This is a genomic window from Planctobacterium sp. AWH2_060, assembly GCF_056158425.1.
The window spans coordinates 4,419,897-4,440,088 of sequence record NZ_JBSWTG010000001.1; the positions used below are offsets into that span (position 1 = coordinate 4,419,897).

Below are 20,192 nucleotides of genomic sequence, written 5' to 3' on the forward strand. Positions count from 1 at the left end.
TAAGAGGCTGGCGCACTAATTATGTTGCTATTTTTACGTTGCTCCATACTCGCAGTAATACTTTTCGCAGCTGCCTCTGTCTCGGCTAAACAACCTGTAAAGGTGTTGGGCCATGCAGAAAATGCCCATATGGGACAGATCTTTATTGCTGATTTTATGAATCTGCTTTGGCAGGATCCTGAGCTGGCCGATCACTACGAGCTGATCCAAATTAACGAAGATGTCTATCGGCAACAGAGATTGGATATTCTGTTGAAGCGAAAAGTGATTGATATTCATTGGGCCGGAGCCGAAAAACGGTTGAATGCCGAAGCCATTAAAGTCCCGTTACCTGTCGATGGTGGTTTGTTGGGGTATCGCATCGCTCTTATTCGCGAACATGATGTTGAGCGATTTTCTAAGATTGAAGAGGTGGATGGCTTAAGAACCTTCAGAGCATGCCAGGGGGCCGCATGGCTGGATGCTGACATTTTGGAATTTAATGGTATCGACGTTGCCCGAGTGTCCAACAATGAGTCTATGGCGAAGATGCTGGCGCAGGGCCGCTGCGATATGTTCCCTCGTGGTATTCACGAAGTGGCAGGCGAACTGGTTACCTATCAAAAGACCTTTCCTTCTATTACCTTAAGTAAGTCAATAGTGATGCAATATGACTTTGCTTCATATCTTTATGTCAGAAAAGCCGATGTGTTGTTAGCCGAGAGATTGGAAGCGGTGTTTCGACGCTTTATTGATAGTGGTCAACATCGTGAATTGATGGAAAAGCATGATTACACCAGGCACATTTTTCCAATATCACAATGGCAAAATGCGCGCTTTATTTATCTAAATAGCCCTGAGCCAGATCCGGATGTCAAAACCAGCCCCAATTACATTAATCTCAGGGGCCAATAAGTCCCGGTTAGTTTAACTATGCCAGTAATCCAGCGTGTAACGTTATAACAAATTTATTCAGCTTTTACAGATTGTCAGAAAATCCAATGATTATTCGTTCTTTCCCCAATCTGGAAATGTATTCTATTTTCTTAGTTCCCGATTAAGCTTTAAACAAATTAAAAGAACTAAGAATATGAAAATATCAATATTGGTTTCAATAATATCCTTCGCTGTCAGTTCCCTGGCTTTTGCCGAACATAGCAACCATGGTTCTCACGAACATAAACACAATATGGACTGTGGCCACGCTGCTGAGTGGCACGGCGACCACTTTGATTACGACCACGATGGTCATGACCATCACCAGCACGCCGGAGAGACGCACGAAGCAGGCATCAAACATCATCCCAAGCACGAGCATGGGCACAGTACCGCTTGTGGTCATGATACCCGGGTTCATAAGGGCTTGGTAGAATACAACCACGATGGTCATTGGCATCATCAGCACGGTAGTCATGTGCATGAGTCACATAGCTAACGATGAGTGAATATTGTAGCGCCTGAAGCGAAACAGGCGCTACAACCTTGTGCTAACAAAGCAAAGATCTTAACGAAGCTGGAACAGGTATAATCAATGCGATGACTGTGCTGAACAGGACGATATTTAACTGTCAAACTCGACAAGTTAAATCTGCGCTATTTACGAGGGATCACATTGGGTCCAAAGTTAGCAATACTCGTCTGGTGTTTTTTTCTAACTGACAGGAACGATGTAAGCAGGCCATATGTTCCTGATTTTCCCAAGCACTGCCTTTCAACAGGGCCACATCAAAAGTGGACAACTGCCTGATCCGTTTATCTTTTTTGAATGAAGCTGTTGAACAATTTGCCATAACAAAAGGCTTATTATTGAAATCTGCTGCTACGGAGCCTGAAGGTAACCATTCTGTGCCCGGGCCCAGATAGGTGTTTACCAGGCGAACCTGGATATTATCTGAATGAAATTTTGGACACATTGCTGACGCTAAAGGCACCAACCTGAGACCAACATGACCACAGTTAAAAAGGCAGGTTAACATATCCGACAACAGGTAAATGTCTTCGATGGCAGCTAGCTTTCCTTCTCCGTCTGGTAGCTCTTGTTGCAATTCAGTTCTAAGTGCTTCGATTGAATAAACACCTCTGAGGCCCATGCCCAGCTTGGCATTGGCTGAAGAAAAATAGTTGCTAATTGTCTCATCATTAACACGTTGCCAGACAACTAAACTATGCTCCGCTGAAAAAATTTCACTAAGCACCATTGGAGAGTCGTCAGCTATTGAGCCGTCAAATTCGGCTATTTTTAGTGCTTCCATTTTAGTGCCCCCAGCCAGGAAAGGGATCAGGTAATTCTGACCAGCTGTCCACGCCTGCCAATACTTGCTCTTCGGTCAGCAGGCAGCCCTCGAGGCGAGCAATAATATCCTGCTTGTTCAGGCCCTGACCGATAAAAACCAATTCTTGTCGCATATCACCAAAGGGTTCAACCCACCGCTTTTCTATCTCTTTAAGATAATCTGGATCGTCAGGCCACTCATCACGAGGTAGTGCTTTCCAGAATAAGCCCGCAGCACCGTATCTGGCCATTCCGCCTGCCTGACTCCAGCTTCCGGCAAAGTGGGGCCGCGTCGCCAACCAGAAAAAACCTTTGGAGCGAATGAGTTTCCCGGCTATCTCTTTACTGTGTAGAAAGTCATAGAATTTTTGCGGATGGAAAGGGCGTCTGGCTTCAAAAGTGAAGCTACTGATACCAAATTCTTCGGTTTCCGGGACATGCTCACCGCGCAACTCTTTTAGCCAGCCCGGTGCCTGTTGCGCTTTTTCAAAACTAAATTTTTGCGTAGCTAATACTTGATTGAGTGGCACATTGCCGTGCTCAATAGGAATTTGTTGAGCTTCTGTATTGAGGGTTTTCAGGATGCTTTTTAATCGTTCCAGCTCTGAAATTGATACAAGGTCGGTTTTGCTTATCAATAAGACATCCGCAAACTCAATTTGCTCTACCAATAAGTCTGCTACGCTGCGCTCATCCTCTTCTCCCAGGCTCTCACCCACCTCTTGCAAGGATTTGGCCTGATCATAATCCTTTAAAAAGTTAAGAGCGTCGACGACGGTAACCATGGTATCTAATTTGGCAACATCCGACAGGCTGATACCGTCTTCATCGGCAAAGGTAAAGGTTTCAGCTACTGGCAACGGTTCTGATATTCCCGTAGATTCGATGACCAGGTAATCGTATTTGCCATCTTTAGCTAAGCGGGTTACTTCTTCCAAAAGGTCTTCTCTCAGCGTACAGCAGATGCAACCATTACTCATTTCTACCAGCTTTTCTTCTGAACGGTTAAAGCTGATCTCATTTTGTACCGTCGCTGCATCAATATTGATTTCACTCATATCATTGACAATAACCGCGACTTTTAATCCTTCGCGATTATTAAGGATATGATTAAGTACGGTGGTTTTGCCGGCACCCAGAAATCCTGAAAGAACCGTTACCGGTAGTTGCGTTAGATTTTGTGACATATTGGTGTAGAACCTAAAAAGTAGTATCGGAAATGCCGATAGCCAATGGGCATCTCAGTGTACATTGTGAAATGTTATATTATATCAATTTGATGTCTTTGCAATATGTTATCTCGCCTGACGGTATGAGGATAAGTTCTTCGTTTTTCTTGTCATGATGGTTTCATCAGCTGCATGTCATTGAAATTATCTCCGGTTGGCCGATAACAAGCTAAGTGCTTGATGGATATCAAGGACAAGCTTTTGATGACTGCTATCTTTGAGGTTTGCCGGATTACAGCAGTTATTGTTCGGGTTACACTAATGCTATAAAGCAAAAAGAAGAAATGAATCAATGCAACAGGTAGGTAGATGAATTTACTGAGAGAACAGGAGCGGTTACTGACGCAGCGCTTTTTAAACGATGGCTATGTCATTCACCCGGCAGAAAATCTCGCTGCGCTAAATCGCATTCGACAAAAAGTCGCAGAGCTCACCGCTGACCATTTGGGCGTGAAACTGCCTGAAGATATCGGCCAGTTTTTAGATCAGATCGCGGATATTATTGGCCCACAGCAACTCAACGATTTGCGCCTGCACCTGATTTCGGGCCTGATGGCCACGGATTGGTTCAGAGAGGCTTATTTCTCTACCGCACAATCCTTGCTGGAAACCCTGATTGGCAATGAATTGGCCATGCAGCGCAATATGGGCATGAGCGTCTTGTTACCGGAAGACGACAGCTCCATAGTTCACCTGCACTCCGACGCCTGGGGGTCGGAATGTTCGCCCTTTGAAGTGGTTCTGTGGGTGCCCTTCGTCGATTGTTACCGCACCAAAAGCGTGTTCCTTTGTCCGCCTGAAAAAGATCGTCAATGGCGCCAAAAACTCAGTAGTTTTAAAGAGCAAGGCACCGACACTTTGTTTCAGGCAGTAGAATCAGATTTAGTTTGGCCGGAAGTGCCTTATGGACATGTCTTGCTGTTTACCCCGACGGTAATGCACGGCGGCAGAGTCAACAAAGAAGCCACCACCCGTTGGTCCATTAACATCCGTTTTAAAGGCCTGTTTACCCCTTATGCTGGTAAGCGATTGGGTGAATACTTTGATCCTATTACCATACGTGGAGCTACGCGAATTGGTATGGAGTTTGAGTATCCTGGAGGCTTCAGTGACTAAGCAACAGGGCTATCGCGGCTATGTCAGTAGTCGCCCAATCCGAGCTGTTTCTCACCCTCAGCGGGTACAAAACCTGGTGATTCGGGATTACGCCAATAAAAAGCAATTGCAATATCTGTTGAGCTCAACGGAATTTGCCATGCCAGGGTGCTACATGATGCTGGAAGATATTTTGGCAGAGTTACCAAAACTGGAAGGCGTTATTTTATTCAGTGCTTTTATGCTGCCCAAGCGCAAAGCAAAGCGTTTGCGCATCTACGACAATATACTAGCCAGTGGTTGTGTGTTGCACTCGGCATTGGAAGAGATGGTGTTAAAAACCCAGGCAGATATTGAGAAGTTTGAAGATGTCATCGAAGTGGTGAACTGTCTGCCTGACGCGCCGCTTAATAATGTTTATCAAAGCTTTCGCTTAAAAATGGACCCGCAGGACCCATTCGTTAAAGCCTTTTTTGAGGCGCTTTGAGTAATATCGAATACAGTACTTAAAAATACTACGAGTCCATTTGAATATTGCGAAACCTTGAATAAAAGCGATAGATAATTGCAATTAATATACATACAGACGCTGGAATTATTAAAGCGTAAAACTGATGTTTTGAGAACAGCACAGTGCCAATAGTTCCGCCAAGAATAAACCCAACAATAATGAACGTGAAGAGTTTTGCTTTGCGTTTGTCGAGCTTCTGGCCTCTCATTACAGCTCCAATCATTATTCCTAAATCTGTAAAGATGCCTGTCACATGGGTAGTTCTTATTATGGCTCCGCTGTAGGTTGTTGCCATCGCATTTTGAAGGCCGCAAGCTGCAGATGCAAAAAAGTGACCGTAGAAAGAACCTGAGATCAGCAGCCACGCAGAAACGAGCAAGAAAATTGACTCTATAATAAGTACCGTATCGTAGTGCCGTCCTAATTTTAATGTAAAACCGTGCAATAAAAATCCTGCGAGGCTGGCGCCAACTAAAAAAGCAAACAATATTCCTAGTAGGTGATAAGAGTTATATGCCGAGTTTCTTAATATTTCTGTACCGAGTAGTGTTGCCGTTCCGGATAAATGGGAAACCGATTGATGCTCAAAACCAAGCAGCCCTATGGCATTCACACTGCCAGCGATCAGGGCTAAAACAAAAGCTCCAACTTCTACCCATTTTGGTAATTGTGATATCAATCTTCGCGACCCCTACCGCCTAACTTGGTTCCACATTGTACTCCTTATTGGTTTTTGCAGCGATGCTCTCTTGTCTTGAATCGATAGAAAAATCAACAATGGTTTTTAAAAAGACAAAACATCCAATCTGGCTATTTTTCCTCAATGCACTATCACAACCTGAAACTTTTCAACAGTGCCCTTAACTTGGCGGGTTTTACTGGTTTCGGTAAGTAACTGATACCTAACTCCTTGGCTTGTTGGATAATGTTTTCATCCCGCTCGGCGGTAATCAAAATCGCGGGAATATGAGCGTTTGCTCCCTTGCGCACAAGACGGATAAAGTCTAGGCCGGTGCGCCGTTCTGCCAGATGATAGTCCACCAACAATACATCCGGTGGTGAGGCTTCGATTATCTTCTGGGCTTGTTCAAAGTTATCTGCCAGTTGTGTGCTGATTTGCCAGCGAGCCAACAGGGTTTGCATGGCATCCAGATTTTGTTTGTCATCATCCAGGCATAAGGCACTGAGCCTGGCTATGTCCTGCTTATTAGTATCCGCGGGGAGTTCAGGTTGAACCTGTTGCTGTGCTACTGGCATCTGCAAGGAAAAACAACTGCCCTGATGTAATTGTGAGCGCAGGGTTAACGGCATATCCATTAATTTGCTCAGTCGAGCCACTACCGCCAGGCCTAAACCCAGACCGGCCTCCTGACCATCGTGGGCGCGGTAAAAGTCTTGAAAGATGTGCTGTTGGTTGTGCTGTGAAATCCCTTCTCCGGTATCCCACACCTGCAATAACAGTTGTTGTTGGCGCTGGCGAACACTTAGTAACACGCCGCCGTTATAGGTGTATTTTAGGGCGTTCGACAGCAGGTTGCGCACAATGCGGTGCAGATACACCGGGTCCGCCAAAACCCAATATTCTCTTGGGCAATGCAGTCTTAGCTTTAGGTGTTTTTGCTCAGCCAAAGTGGTGAACTCTGTAACCAAACCCGATAAGAGTTTGCTCAGGTTTTGAGGGCTTAAATTGGGTTTTAAGGCACCCTGATCCAGGCGAGCAATTTCCAGCAATGTCGCTATCAGGTTCTCACCGGCCTGCAGACTCTGATCCAGTTTTTGCAGGGTTTGTTGTAATTCTGGCGACATGGTCATGCCTTCAGTGGCCGACAGATAGAGTTTGGCAGAATTGATGGGTTGTAAAATATCGTGGCTGGCTAAGGCTAAAAATTGCGTTTTTGAGGCATTGGCTTTTTCTGCCAATTCGCGCGCTTCGACTAACTGGCGTTCTACTTCGGCCCGGCGTTCTATTTCCTTGCGCAACTCAGAGTTAATCGCTTTAACCTCGTCGGCGCGGGAAGACACGCGTTTTTCCAGGTCGATATTGGCTTCTTTCAGAGCCCTTTGAAATTCAATGTGTTCGGAGATGTCATTGAAGCTGGTGACAAAGCCGCCGTGGGGAAGCGGGTTACCAATCATTTCAATTACCCGGCCGTCGCTGCGTTGGCGCACAAACTTATGGGGTTTACCGGCTCTCAGATGCTCCATGCGTTTGTGCACCAGGTTTTCCACATCACCAAAGCCACATTCGCCTCGTTGGGCGTTGTAGCGCACCAGGTTCTCGATTGGAGTACCCACTTTGATAAGTTCTTCCGGGTAATCGAAGATATCCAGATAAGCCTTGTTCCAGGCCACAAGGCACAAGTCTTTGTCAATTACACTGATCCCCTGCGCCAGGCTTTCCAGTGAGGCAAACAAGGTGTTTTGATTGGTTTGAATAGCCTGAGTGGTATCGTCGAACACGGACACCAACTGTTCGAAATTCATCTGCTGGTTTTTCAGCACGGCATTGATCAGCAGATTAGAGCTGGGCGCTCCAATCACACCGCCTAATGAGCGCTCACAAAAAACAACGAAGTCCTGCTGGGGAGAATCATCGGGATGAATGCGTTGTTGCTGAGACGATTCGAAGTCGGAGAGCAATTGCTGAGTTCGCTTGCTACCTAAAAACGTACGCAACACAGTGATAAGGTCTTCATTCTTAATACCCGACGTGCTCTGAATCGGTTCTGGCGGGGTAACTTCTTGTGCGGTAACAAAGCTCTGGGCCTGCAACTTGTCCATCAGGTTTGGTCGCGCCATCATGGAAAACAGTACGAAAAACAGGGTATTGATGCTGAGGGCAATGGACGCGGTGACACTGATGGTATCACTGTCCAAGCTGGTGGTTGTTGTGCCGGTAACCAGAGGAAAAATCAACAACAGAATCCAGGTAAATATCCCGGCTATTAATCCGGCGATAACGCCATGGGCATGGGCTCGTTGCCAATACAGGCCGCCCAATAATGCCGGAGACAACTGGATCACCAACGAAAAGGCCAGCAGGCCAATGCTGGATAGCGACATATTGCCGGATAAGAAAATGTGATAACTGAAACTCAATACCAATATGCCGGCGATAACCCCTCGACGAAGCCACAAAATAAAGTGAATGTGGGACTGCCTGTGGTGCAATCGGTCCGATTTATTCAGCAGTTTAGGTAATATCACATCGTTGCTGAGCATGGTGCTCAGGGTTAAGGTGGAAACAATGATCATGGCAGTTGCCGCAGATAAACCGCCCAAAAACACCATGGCTTGTAAAAAGCCGTTGCCTGATTCAGTGGCTATGGCGATAACATAACTGTCAGGCGCAACATTTTGACCCGCAAACAGGTGTGTGCCCGCCGTGGCGATGATGGGAATGAGTATCGCTGTAAGGGCCAGATATCCGGGAAATACCCAGCGCGCAGTGGCTACGTGTTTAATATTGAGGTTATCGATAATTGCTACGTGAAATTGCCGTGGTAAACAGAGCACGGCAATCGCCGCAATCAAAGCCTGTAACCAAAATGACAGCTTGAAAAAACTATTTTCTACAGCCTGTGCTTGCAGAAATCGTTCACTGAATAAGTCGGATTCTGTAGAGACACTCCACAGTGCGAAAAGCGCGATGCAGGTTAAGGCGACGATTTTTAGTACCGACTCAAACGAAATGGACAGCATCAGGCCGTGACGGTATTCCGTAACATCGGTTTTTTGGGTGCCGAAAATAACACAAAACACCCCGATAAAGAGCGTGGCGGTGAGTACAATTAAGGTGGCGTTTTGCTCGCCGGACACCAGACTAAATGCGGTGCCGATGGCCTGTAATTGCAATGCGATGTAGGGAATCGTGGCGAGCAACACGATCAGGGTTGCCATCAGGGCGATATTTTGTCGCTTGCCATAACGGGAGGACACCAAATCAGCTATGGTGGTAACGTGTTGCTTTTTACTGACTTCGATTAATTTGATGATCAGTGGGTAGCCAAACAGATAAAGCAAAATTGGCCCGATGAGAATGGGCAGGTAATTCCACTGATTACGCGCAGCTTCGCCCACGGCACCAAAATAGGTCCAGGCGGTGCAGTAAATGGCCAGCGCAAAACTGTACACTAAGGGATGAGAGCTGAGTTTTTTGGCTTTGTGACTGCGACCATCGCCCCAGCTACCTAACCAGAAAATAAACCCCAGGTAACCGGCCGCCAATGCAAACCAGATTAACGTCATAAATTGCTGTTCTGTTGTTTTTGCGGCAGTGTAGCACAGTAATTTGGGACTATAGCCTCATTGGGACCAAGGTCCTATTTGCTGATCGTCATTAACTGTCTATCTTAAGCAGGGTAAATCGGAGAAAAATATGGCTTTTCAATCAGAAGAACAAAAAACAGCCTACTGGCGACGCAATATCCGGCTAATGTTGACGCTATTGGCGATCTGGTTTGGTGTTTCATTTGGCTGCGGCATCCTGCTGGTGGATGTCCTGAATCAAATTCCATTCTTTGGCTTTAAGTTAGGGTTCTGGTTTGCCCAACAGGGGGCAATTTATGTCTTTGTGGTGCTCATCTTTGTTTATGTCGTGAAGATGAATCAGCTCGATAAAGAATTTAACGTAAGCGAAGAGTAGGAGCACATCATGGATATTCAAACAATGACCTTTATTGTGGTGGGCATCACATTCGCGCTTTACATAGGTATCGCCATCTGGGCGAAAGCTGGCTCCACTAAAGAATTCTATGTTGCTGGTGGCGGCATTAATCCGGTGGCCAATGGCATGGCTACTGCTGCAGACTGGATGTCAGCGGCCTCTTTTATTTCCATGGCTGGGTTAATTTCCTTCATGGGTTACGACGGCTCTGTGTATCTATTGGGGTGGACAGGTGGTTATGTGTTACTCGCACTGTGTCTCGCGCCTTACCTGCGTAAATTTGGTAAGTTCACTGTGCCGGATTTCATTGGTGATCGTTATTATTCCCAGACTGCCAGAACCGTTGCTGTGGTGTGTGCCATCTTTGTTTGTTTTACCTATGTGGCGGGACAGATGCGCGGCGTTGGGGTTGTATTCAGTCGTTTTCTGGAAGTGGATATAACGATGGGCGTCATCATTGGCATGGGCATCGTGTTTTTCTATTCTGTATTGGGCGGCATGAAGGGGATTACTTACACCCAGGTTGCGCAATACTGCGTCATGATCTTTGCCTATCTGGTGCCGGCGGTATTTATTTCCATCATTATGACCGGCCATGTGATCCCGCAGTTTGGTTTTGGGGCTGATTTGGCCGATGGTTCGGGGCAGTCTTTATTGCAGAAGCTGGACGGCTTATCTACCGAACTGGGGTTTACGGAATATACTTCCGGCACCAAAAGTATGATTGATGTGTTTTGTATCACCGCCGCGCTCATGGTGGGTACTGCGGGATTACCTCATGTAATCGTGCGTTTTTTTACCGTACCTAAAGTGCGCGATGCGCGGAAAAGTGCCGGTTGGGCGCTGGTGTTTATCGCATTGATTTATACTACTGCGCCTGCCATCGCTTCATTTGCCAGGGTCAACATGATTGAAACCATCAATGGCACAGATCAAACAGGTACGGAGTACAGTGAAGCGGCTTCCTGGATTAAGAATTGGGAAAAGACCGGGCTAATTCAGTGGGACGACAAAAACGGCGACGGTAAGATGTTTTATTCCGGTGATGAGCGCAACGAGATGCAAGTGGACCGCGATATCATGGTGTTGGCTAATCCGGAAATCGCCGATTTGCCAGTGTGGGTGATTGCATTGGTAGCCGCCGGTGGTGTGGCGGCGGCGCTGTCCACTTCCGCAGGATTATTACTGGTTATCTCAACCTCAGTGTCCCATGACCTATTAAAGCGTAACTTGATGCCGCAGATTACTGACAAACAGGAGCTGTTTTACGCCAGACTGGCTGCCGCTGTGGGTATTGCTATTGCCGGTTATCTGGGTATCAATCCTCCAGGATTTGTCGCTCAGGTGGTGGCATTTGCCTTTGGTTTGGCTGCATCCTCATTCTTTCCCGCGATTATTCTGGGGATCTTTCACAAGAAAATGTCCAGCCGTGGAGCGGTTGCCGGGATGTTAGCCGGGATTGGTTTTACGGCCTCTTACATTATCTACTTTAAGTTTATTAATCCCGCCGCCAGCACCCCAGAAAACTGGTTATTGGGGATATCACCTGAAGGTATTGGCACCATCGGGATGTTGATTAACTTTGCGGTTGCCTTTGTTGTTTACAAACTGGGAGAGGAAGCACCTGAAGATGTGCAGCAAATGGTGGAAGATATCCGTTATCCACAAGGTGCGGGTGATGCGCAGGCACACTGACTAATTTGAAGCTATTGTGTTAACTGACAAGCCCGCGATTTAGCGGGCTTTATTCAGGGTGAAGGCATGAGTCATCATTTAATGAACATGGAGTCCAGAAACTAATAGTTTCCTTTTATGGATTAAGTAAAACAGTTTCGTTTGTCGGTTCGATTACGCCTGTATTTGTTAGAAGTGCTTAACCGAGCTCCCCCTTTACGCGCAATAAACTGCGTCATCAGTTAAAACAGCGATGAGAGCTATCAGGGATGATAGCTCAATCAATGCCCAGCACAGGGATGTGCTGTCATTGATGGTCGTCGTTGTTCTGATGGCGAAGTTTATGCTTTTGCGCGTCAGGGGCTGCGGGGGATTCTTAAGGGGGGCGCAGCCCGGTCACCTTAAGGCGCAGTCGGCGCCCCGACAATGATTTCAATCATATGATAATGGTTGAATTTGACTACCGCACCGAAAAAAAATTACCAGCCATCAAAGTCAAAATTAGAGCCTTTAGGTAGGTTGAGTACTTCAATATCGATAATTTAAAACGCAGCCAAAACAATTAGATTTTGGTTTCAGTTAGCTCAGGCTAAATCCGAGTGCTGCTCAAAATTATCCTAGGGCATTATTAGCGAAGCTTGTTTCCACCCAGGCGTACCACGCCAACGGTAAACCCTTGGTCCTGAAAGATCACACTTTGACCGGGCGTGATCTGTTTTGTGGCCGAATAGTCCACGGCATCGCCGTTGCTGTATCGGGTTCTCAACTTGATACTAAATTGATTTGCAGATTCATCTTCGGCAGCTATCAGGCCGGTAGTTTTGGAGCGATTGTCTGGCTGCAGTGGCGCATTAACAGGCGAAAGCCCTGCGGTGGGAATACTCAATGCCCGGGTTCTTTCAAAGTGAATTTGCGCATAAAACTGGCGATAGATTGCTTCACCCTGATTGTTGCAAACAACTATAGAGAAGCGATTTGGCGAACCTTCAAACAGGCGGTTGGCTTCCTTCACCGCCCCGGTTTGTAATTCCACTAAAGCCTGACAGCTTTGGGCCATTGTCTGACCCGAACAAATACCCGCTAAAACCAGCAGGCAAAGCGCTTTTTTCTTCATTAAATAATACCGCTACAACTAAGTAGCTTAAGTATAACTTTTAATAAGCAGATTTAGTTTTGCAAAACCCGATAGCCCCACGCCGGTAATGTCATCTCACTGTTTTCATTGAGGTTTATTTTGGTATTAGAAAATACATCTAGGTATTCACCATGATACAGATTCTCTTTAAATGCCACGGTTTTGGGGGAGTGAGAGAAATTAAATACCGCGAAAATTTTATCGCCGTCTTTTTCTCTGACAAAACTCAGCACGTTTTTAGCCTCAGTGTTGGGGACATGCACCATTCGACCACCAAACTGACCATTCCATAGCGCTTTGTTGTCATGTTTCAGGGCGAATAAGGTTTTGTACAGGTCACCAATGGGGTGAGGTTTCCAGACAATGGGATCTTTTTCAAAAAAGGCCAGTCGTTTGGCGTTGCCGGCTTCCTGGCCGTTGTACATCATGGGGAAGCCTTCGCCAACCACTGATAAAGTAATCACCGCATCCAGCGCTTCGCCATAGTTTTCGAACATGCTGCCTTCCCAGGCATTAGTGTCGTGATTGGCCACATGCACCATGCGATAGGCTTCAGCCGGAAAAGCACTTTCATTCCAGGAGTAATAAACAAATAGGCCATTAACATCGGCATGGCCCTTGACGATTTCATGCATGGTCTTTGACCAGGACCAGGCGTAAGTCATATCAAAGGCTTCGGCATGTAGATCCCTAGATTCCCATTCCGCCAGCATTAATACCGGTTTTATGACATCCAGCTCTTTGCGTACATTATTCCAGAAATCCACCGGCACGAATCCGGCCACGTCACAGCGATAGCCGTCGATGCCCACTTCAGCCACCCAATATTTCATGGCTTCCGTCATATACTTGCGAAGCTCAGGCTGAGAGAAGTCTAAATCGATAATATCCGACCAATCCCACCAGGGAGTCGGTCGGAAATCGCCTTTGTAGTCACGGTCATACCATTCTGGGTGCTCATAACGCATCCAGTTGTCCCACGCGGTGTGATTTGCAACCCAATCCAAAATGACGTACATACCTAAGTCATGGGCGGCATCAACAAAGGCTTTTAAGTCTTCCAGGGTGCCAAATTCAGGGTTAACTTTTAGATAATCTTTTACCGAATAGGGGCTACCCAAAGTGCCTTTGCGGTTTTCTTCACCTATGGGGTGTACTGGCATCAGCCACAGTACGTCTATGCCCAACTCTTTCAGGCGGGACAATTGTTGCTGAGCCGCAGCAAATGTACCTTCTGGGGTAAACTGACGGGTATTGATCTGGTACATAGTGGCGTTTTTAGACCATTCCGGGTGGGTCAGCTTGACATAGGGCTGTGGCTGATAAGGATCAACCACCTCTGATGTGCTACCACAGGCCATTAAAAGCAGACTTAAACAGACACTCACACAACAACGAATCGACAAACGCATACTACTCCCAATACCAATTGGTTCAAAATTTAGCCTTTAACTATTAGCCTTCAACTATAGATAACAACTCGCCGCAGTATCAAATAACTGCATACGTATTCAGTTTAAAAGCGCCATAAGGCCGGGTGTGGTAGGAGCAGTCTTGCATACAGTTATCAGGGCTAGATCGCGAGTGTGTAGTGGGCACAGGAGTTATCGTCTAGCTAAAACTCAACCTATTTACTGGCTCTAAGGTAGACTTTTTTCGGCGCCGCAGTCTATTTTTTTACCATTATTATTTGATTAAAATTATTGTCGGGGCGCCGACTGCGCCTTAAGGTGACCGGGCTGCGCCCCCCTTAAGAATCCCCCGCAGCCCCTGACGCGCAAAAGCATAAACTTCGCCATCAGAACAACGACGACCATCAATGACAGCACATCCCTGTGCTGGGCATTGATTGAGCTATCATCCCTGATAGCTCTCATCGTTGTTTTAACTGATGTCGTAGTTTATTGCGCGTAAAGGGAGATTAGGTTCAGCACTCCGAACAAATATTGGCGGAGCCGAACCCATAAACGAATCGGTTTTGGTTTATCTCTAAATGAACATTATTAGTTTTTGGACACTAAATGAGCATTCATGTTCTCGCTCTGTACGGATACCCCTATTGCGGGGTTATTTTGATTGCGGTGCAAATAGCTCAATAAGACCGTAATAATAGGCCAGAAACATCACGGTTGCGTGCTGTTCATCCGGAAAGTAGTGAGAGCTGATGTGCAAATCAGGATTGTTTAGTGCGTTAAGTCCGGCAATAAACTCATTGCCCCATTGGCGGTTGGTCATGCCCAGTTCCCCCAGATGGTCGTTGTTGGCTAACCCGATAAAGACACTGAGTTGGGTGTCTTTCAGCTTATCCTGATTTTTGGCCAGAGTTCGGTTCAGATAATTGTCGTCCCAAACAAAGGTAGCATCGGCAATCAGGTACTGATCAAATGATTCTGGCTGGGTTAAAAGTACATGCGCGACAAATAACCCGCCAAAAGACATCCCCAAAATCCCCTTTTGCTGGTTGGAGCGGTAAGTAGAATCAATGTGGGGGATCAATTCCTGTTGAATAAAGCGGGCAAAGCGATCGGCACCGCCACTATTGTCTTTTAATTCGTCCAGCACCTTACCTTTAAAAGCCAAATCTGTTTTTGTCGGTGTTAAGTCTCTGGAGCGATTAGTATTGGGTATCGCGACAATAATGAATTCCGGTATTTGTTGGTTTAAATCTTCTGCGCCTAATGATTCCACCATGCCAGTGATGCCTCGAACTTTAGTCACGCCCCCGTCTAACACATAGAGCACCGGATAGGTTTTTTCAGGTTGTTGTTGATAAGAGCGGGGCAGATACACTGCGAATTGTCGGTTTTCCTGCATAATCGTTGAGTTCATGTTATGCCAATGACCACTGATTATCGGCTCGGCTTCACTGCCAGTGGCTTGCGCCGACCATGAAAAAGCCATAGAACTCATAACTAAAATGATAACTGGAAGAATTGTTTTCATAGCAAATAGCATTTTATTTTAAAGGTTATTGTTGCTTTCAACCTTAATGCATTTCGGTGAGGAACAATTGCAAAATCTTGCGCTTTTTGTTTATGCTTCTTCACAGGACAGCCACGGATAGTCGTTATGTTAAGGTTTCATGCCAATAAACCTACCGGGAATACTTCACAGCAACTTGCCTTATCTCAGTCATTGGATTTACCCCAAGGGGTGACTTTTCGGGTATGGGATGTTCCGGCGAATAACGTGCAATATCAGTACGAACAGGGTCATACACTCAGCCTCTATTTAAGTGGAGGGCATCGTACCTACCGCAAAGATATGCCTGATAAAAAAGGTCATCCCGGCGCACTTTGCCTGATGCCGCAAGGCCACTGGAGTCAATGGCAAACACTGGAGCCTATTCGAATAGCGCATTTATATGTGCCTGATACCCTGTTACGGCGAGAAGCAGAGAGACACTTTGACATGGACGCTCGATTCGCCAATTTGCGGGATTTGGTGTATCAACAGGATCAGGCACTTAGTCATCAAATCCTTAGCTTTATCAATGCTTTGAACTTCGGTTCGGCAATAGAGCACATTTATCTGGAGCAAATGTTAAGCAGTCTCTCTTGCGATCTGTTGGCCAAATATTGCGACACCGGGGCGCTCAAGAACAGTGTCGCTGGCGGTTTATCGCCCCAAGACAGACGCACTATTAAAACTTATATTCTGAATAACCTTGGCGATAAGTTGAGCATTGAAATGCTTGCCGCCAAGTTGGCGCTCAGCCCTTACCACTTTGCACGCATGTTTAAGCTGAGTTTTGGTGACAGCCCAGCGGATTATATTTTACGGCATCGTGTGGAGTGGGCCAAAGGCTTACTTAAAGGGCAAAGTTCCCTGACCGATATCGCCTTACACTATGGTTTCAGCCACCAAAGTCATTTCAGTAATTACTTTAAAAAGTTTTGCGGTGTGACACCGGCAAAATACCGAAAAATGCTGCATTCAGCTTAAAAAAACTCCATACAGCGCTTTATACATGCCCCTGCTATTAATTTTGTTCAGTAAGGTATTTGCAGATCAAAATCACATTTCTAATTATTACATCAGTTTTTTTAAGGGCATCTCCATTGTATTTGATGAAAACTGACGCCTTCTGAATCATCATTTCCTCGTCCGGTAGGATCGTGCTGATTAAAATTCAGTTCACTTACTCATGGACTTCTGAAGCATTTACCTCTACTTTGGAGGTTACTATTCCATATTTGGCTGTAAACAGGGCGAAGGATCGACTTCCGGGCTGATGGCGAAAAGCAATGTCGGGCTGGTTAACCTCCTTAAGCTCTTTTGGACTATAAAAATTGAGGGGAGAAAATAGTGAAGGATAATGAAGCCAGTTCTACCGCCTATACCGTGTTACAAGGATTGCTCTTTGTGGCACAAAAACCTGAATTTAGTCACCTGGTGTCACCGCGAAACCGTGAGCTGGGCATCCATATCCTGCAAAGTTCCGCCCAAGGGCGAAAAAGACTAAAGCAAATTAACTCAGGGGCCGGTAAGTTATTGTTGCCGTTAATGGAACGATTGCTGTTGCCCTCCATTAGCCTCCATTATGGGCTGCGCAAGGCCTATATTGAAAAGAAGGTACGTGAGGCGATTGACGCTGGTGCCACTCAAATAATTAATCTCGGGGCCGGGTTTGATACGCTTCTCTATCGACTGGCGGAAGAAAATACTCAGCTCAATTGTATTGAAATTGATCATCCCGCCACTCACGCGGTTAAGAAGCAGGCCCTGACTTCTGAGCAATTAAAACTGGATAACCTGCATTTTTTACCGGTGGACTTTACTCATCAAACCTTGCAGCAGGAGCTGGGACAGTGCAGTGCTTTTGCACCAGAAAAGCCGACTGTGTGCATCGTCGAAGGGGTGCTTATGTATTTGACACCAGAGCAAATATACAGCCTGTTGCAGTCTTTACTGGATTTGCTTGATAGCAGCCCCAGACAATTAGTGTTTACTGCGGTAGAGCCTGCCAGTAATCATCCGGAATCTTACGGACCCTTATTGAAGCTTTACCTGAAACTAAAAGGGGAGCCGCTAAACTGGCTGTGCGATGAAAATCATTTAAAAGCCTTTATTGAACAGTCAGATTTCAAATTGCAGGAAACCGCCAACAGTGACGTGTTTCGACAGCAGTTTATTCCAGACTGTCAGCAACGCCTGCACAAGGGGGAATACGGTGCTTTTGCTGTCTCGACCTCAACAGGGGAGGCGTAAATATGCCGATTTGTATGCGCCTGGCAGATAGTACTGCAGAATTGGATAGTGTTTTTCGGCTACGGCACCTGGTGTTTGCGGAGCAGGAAAATATATTGCAAGGCAATAGTGAAAAGCGCCTGTATGATCGCTTTGATGCCTTTCCTTCCTCGGTACAAATGATGGCTCAGCACAACGGGGAAACGGTGGGGGCCTTTCGTTTTTCAATGGATGACAGTTGCGGCTTGCCTGCGGATGAGTATTTTGATTTTCGTCCATATGTACCCAAAGATGCCCGGGTAATGCATTCCGGTATGTTTTGTGTTCACCAGGATTACCGTGGTGAGAAAATCGCCATGGGACTCATTTTAATGGCGGCCTATTACGCCATTTCTAATAACATCACTCATGTTGTGGCTCCAATCAATCCAACCATTGCGCCTTTGCTTCGGCGTATCGGTTTTAAAAAAGTGGGTGAGCAGTTTCACGACCCGCATCTGGATTATCAAGTTTTACCTCTCTTGATGGATATGGCTGATATTAAAGACTTTTTTGTCGAGTTTATTCGTCAGAATAAACTGCATGACTTCATCATGGATTATCAACGCTGGTTCTGCAAAGCAGGAGAAACTATCGTTAAAGCCGGAGATGAAGGGGCTGAGGCCTTTATTATCATTGATGGCTGTGCCGAAGTGCGAATACCAGAAAAGAACACCGTGCTGGCGACATTAGAGCCGGGAGAAATGTTTGGTGAACTGGCATTGATCACGGGCGAAAAGCGCAGTGCTGATGTAGTGGCCAAAACCGATTTGCAAATGATGGTTATGACCAAAGAAACCTTCTTTAAGCGCTTTGTGGAAGATTCCAACAAAGCGCTAACTTTGATGCGCATGATCAGCAAACGCAGCCAAAGCATGATTATGAACCTCAAATACGGTCACCTGGCAAAGGATGTGGTTGCTGAAACCGAGTAACCAGATCTTCTGCCGAGCGTTGTTTTCGTTTTGGGGTTAACTGAGTTTTCTGGCCTTAAAGCGTCTGCCTTTAATTTTGCCTTCTTTGAAGTAATTAATGGCGCGCTTAACACTGCGTATTTTCACCGCGACAAACGAATGGGTGGCGGTAATCTTGATTTTGCCGATGTCATCTCCGGGAATATCGGCATCCTGGGTCAGGGCACCCAGAATATCGCCGGGGCGCAATTTATTCTTTTTACCACCATCAATAGCCACTGTCTGGAACCTTGGCTCTAAAATTCGATTGGCGTGAAAGCGCAGGGCCTGGATGCCTTTCCACTGGGCTTTTTGTCCCTGTAACTCTTCTATAGCACGAACAAAGTGTACTTCTTCCGGTGCTGCCAATGTTACCGCCATACCTTCACTATCGGCCCGGCCGGTTCGGCCAATACGGTGAATGTGGGCTTCAGATTCCATGGCTACCTGATAGTTGATCACCAGGCTAACGCCATCTATATCTAGTCCTCTGGAGGCTACATCGGTAGCCACCATGATCAGCTCACTTTGATTACTGAAACGGGCAATCACCTGATTGCGCTCTTTTTGTTCTAAATCACCGTTTAAGGCAATGGCACTAAAGCCCATGTCTCGCAAATCGTCGGCCAGCTCCTTGCAGGCGATTTTGGTATTACAGAAAATGATGCAGGATTCGGGCTGATACTCAGACAAGACGGCGGCAGTGGCTTTGGTTTTGTGTTCTTTTTGTACTTCGAAAAACAGCTGCTCAATCTTCTTATTGTCGTGAGTGGTTTTCACTACCACTTCAATCGGCGCATTCTGGATGGCCTGGCTGATGCGTTTGATGCTCTCAGGAAAGGTGGCTGAAAACAACAGGGTTTGGCGATCCTGGGGCACTTCCTGAATCACAGTGGTCATCTCTTCTTCAAAGCCCATATCCAGCATCCGGTCGGCTTCGTCCAGCACCAGGGTTTTGACATGCCACAGGTTAAGATGCCCTTTCAAAATCAAATCCATGATGCGGCCTGGCGTACCCACAACGACATGGGCGCTGTGCTGTAATGATTGGATTTGCGGACCTATTGCAGTGCCGCCGTAAAGCGTTAACACCTTGAGGTTGGCCATGCGCTTGCCTAGCTTGCGCACCTCTTCGGCCACCTGTTCGGCCAACTCTCTGGTGGGGCAAAGCACCAGGCTTTGCACGCCAAAGCTGCTGGTATCGGTTTTTTGCAGCAAACCCAAGGCAAAGGTCAGGGTTTTTCCGCTACCGGTTTTGGCCTGTCCCAGCACATCTTTACCCGCCAGAATTTCGGGTAAGGCTTTTTGCTGAATTTCGGTCATCTCGGTAAATTGCTGACTTTGCAACGCTTCGTGTAACGCCGGGGTTAAAGGAAGTTGTTCAAATTTGCTATGCACAAGACACCTGTTTAGTTGAAATTGAGAAAATCACTAGGAGCAATTGCCGGG

17 protein-coding genes are annotated in these 20,192 nt (G+C 46.4%); 9 read left to right on the forward strand and 8 right to left on the reverse strand.

All coding sequences use genetic code 11. The features are described from left to right. The first annotated feature begins 21 nt into the window (after positions 1–21). Positions 22–894: a hypothetical protein gene (locus ACXAD8_RS19035; RefSeq protein ID WP_475231534.1), complete on the forward strand. Its 873-nt coding sequence runs from the start codon at positions 22–24 to the stop codon at positions 892–894. Between the two features lie 175 nt (positions 895–1,069). After that, positions 1,070–1,414, forward strand: coding sequence for a hypothetical protein (locus tag ACXAD8_RS19040; RefSeq protein ID WP_475231535.1), 345 nt, complete (start codon positions 1,070–1,072; stop codon positions 1,412–1,414). A gap of 172 nt (positions 1,415–1,586) precedes the next feature. On the opposite strand, the gene ACXAD8_RS19045 is transcribed toward ACXAD8_RS19040, so the two are convergent. Together ACXAD8_RS19045 and zigA are read right to left on the reverse strand one after the other, a co-directional pair. Continuing rightward, positions 1,587–2,231: a DUF1826 domain-containing protein gene (locus ACXAD8_RS19045; protein ID WP_475231536.1), complete on the reverse strand. Its 645-nt coding sequence runs from the start codon at positions 2,229–2,231 to the stop codon at positions 1,587–1,589. A gap of 1 nt (position 2,232) precedes the next feature. Then, on the reverse strand, positions 2,233–3,438 hold the full coding sequence (gene zigA, locus ACXAD8_RS19050) for a zinc metallochaperone GTPase ZigA (RefSeq protein ID WP_475231537.1): 1,206 nt from the start codon (positions 3,436–3,438) through the stop codon (positions 2,233–2,235). Positions 3,439–3,789: 351 nt separating this feature from the next. Here zigA and ACXAD8_RS19055 point away from each other — a divergent pair, with 351 nt between their 5' ends. Further along, positions 3,790–4,596 carry a sporadic carbohydrate cluster 2OG-Fe(II) oxygenase gene (locus ACXAD8_RS19055; RefSeq protein WP_475231538.1) on the forward strand — a complete coding sequence of 269 codons (807 nt, stop codon included), beginning with the start codon at positions 3,790–3,792 and terminating at the stop codon, positions 4,594–4,596. Beyond that, entirely contained in the window at positions 4,589–5,062 is a 474-nt protein-coding gene (locus tag ACXAD8_RS19060; RefSeq protein WP_475231539.1) for an LIC12192 family sporadic carbohydrate cluster protein, read from the forward strand. The genes ACXAD8_RS19055 and ACXAD8_RS19060 overlap by 8 nt, the downstream gene beginning before the upstream one ends. Before the next feature lie 28 nt (positions 5,063–5,090). On the opposite strand, the gene ACXAD8_RS19065 is transcribed toward ACXAD8_RS19060, so the two are convergent. After that, positions 5,091–5,765 (reverse strand): YoaK family protein, encoded by a 675-nt coding sequence (locus tag ACXAD8_RS19065; protein ID WP_475231540.1) that lies wholly within the window; start codon positions 5,763–5,765, stop codon positions 5,091–5,093. 152 nt (positions 5,766–5,917) lie between these two features. Then, on the reverse strand, positions 5,918–9,334 hold the full coding sequence (locus ACXAD8_RS19070) for a PAS domain-containing hybrid sensor histidine kinase/response regulator (protein ID WP_475231541.1): 3,417 nt from the start codon (positions 9,332–9,334) through the stop codon (positions 5,918–5,920). A gap of 130 nt (positions 9,335–9,464) precedes the next feature. Between ACXAD8_RS19070 and ACXAD8_RS19075 the strand changes: the two genes are divergently transcribed. Both ACXAD8_RS19075 and ACXAD8_RS19080 read left to right on the forward strand, forming a co-directional pair. After that, positions 9,465–9,731: a DUF4212 domain-containing protein gene (locus ACXAD8_RS19075; protein ID WP_475231542.1), complete on the forward strand. Its 267-nt coding sequence runs from the start codon at positions 9,465–9,467 to the stop codon at positions 9,729–9,731. A gap of 9 nt (positions 9,732–9,740) precedes the next feature. Next, positions 9,741–11,447, forward strand: a complete 1,707-nt coding sequence (locus tag ACXAD8_RS19080; RefSeq protein ID WP_475231543.1) for a sodium:solute symporter family protein — start codon at positions 9,741–9,743, stop codon at positions 11,445–11,447. Positions 11,448–12,054: 607 nt separating this feature from the next. Here ACXAD8_RS19080 and ACXAD8_RS19085 read toward each other — a convergent pair. The 3 genes from ACXAD8_RS19085 to ACXAD8_RS19095 form a co-directional block, all read right to left on the reverse strand. Then, positions 12,055–12,540: a hypothetical protein gene (locus tag ACXAD8_RS19085; protein WP_475231544.1), complete on the reverse strand. Its 486-nt coding sequence runs from the start codon at positions 12,538–12,540 to the stop codon at positions 12,055–12,057. Between the two features lie 53 nt (positions 12,541–12,593). Further along, positions 12,594–13,922, reverse strand: a complete 1,329-nt coding sequence (locus tag ACXAD8_RS19090) for an alpha-amylase family glycosyl hydrolase (RefSeq protein WP_475233023.1) — start codon at positions 13,920–13,922, stop codon at positions 12,594–12,596. Positions 13,923–14,628: 706 nt separating this feature from the next. After that, positions 14,629–15,462, reverse strand: a complete 834-nt coding sequence (locus tag ACXAD8_RS19095) for an alpha/beta hydrolase (RefSeq protein WP_475231545.1) — start codon at positions 15,460–15,462, stop codon at positions 14,629–14,631. Between the two features lie 168 nt (positions 15,463–15,630). Between ACXAD8_RS19095 and ACXAD8_RS19100 the strand changes: the two genes are divergently transcribed. From ACXAD8_RS19100 to ACXAD8_RS19110, 3 genes are all read left to right on the forward strand, one after another. Then, positions 15,631–16,506: a helix-turn-helix transcriptional regulator gene (locus ACXAD8_RS19100; RefSeq protein ID WP_475231546.1), complete on the forward strand. Its 876-nt coding sequence runs from the start codon at positions 15,631–15,633 to the stop codon at positions 16,504–16,506. Between the two features lie 363 nt (positions 16,507–16,869). Beyond that, on the forward strand, positions 16,870–17,772 hold the full coding sequence (locus ACXAD8_RS19105) for a class I SAM-dependent methyltransferase (RefSeq protein WP_475231547.1): 903 nt from the start codon (positions 16,870–16,872) through the stop codon (positions 17,770–17,772). A gap of 2 nt (positions 17,773–17,774) precedes the next feature. Further along, on the forward strand, positions 17,775–18,725 hold the full coding sequence (locus ACXAD8_RS19110) for a GNAT family N-acetyltransferase (protein WP_475231548.1): 951 nt from the start codon (positions 17,775–17,777) through the stop codon (positions 18,723–18,725). A 36-nt stretch (positions 18,726–18,761) separates the two neighbouring features. Here the strand turns inward: ACXAD8_RS19110 and dbpA are convergent, their stop codons facing one another. After that, positions 18,762–20,141 (reverse strand): ATP-dependent RNA helicase DbpA, encoded by a 1,380-nt coding sequence (gene dbpA / locus ACXAD8_RS19115; RefSeq protein WP_475231549.1) that lies wholly within the window; start codon positions 20,139–20,141, stop codon positions 18,762–18,764. Positions 20,142–20,192: the final 51 nt, after the last annotated feature.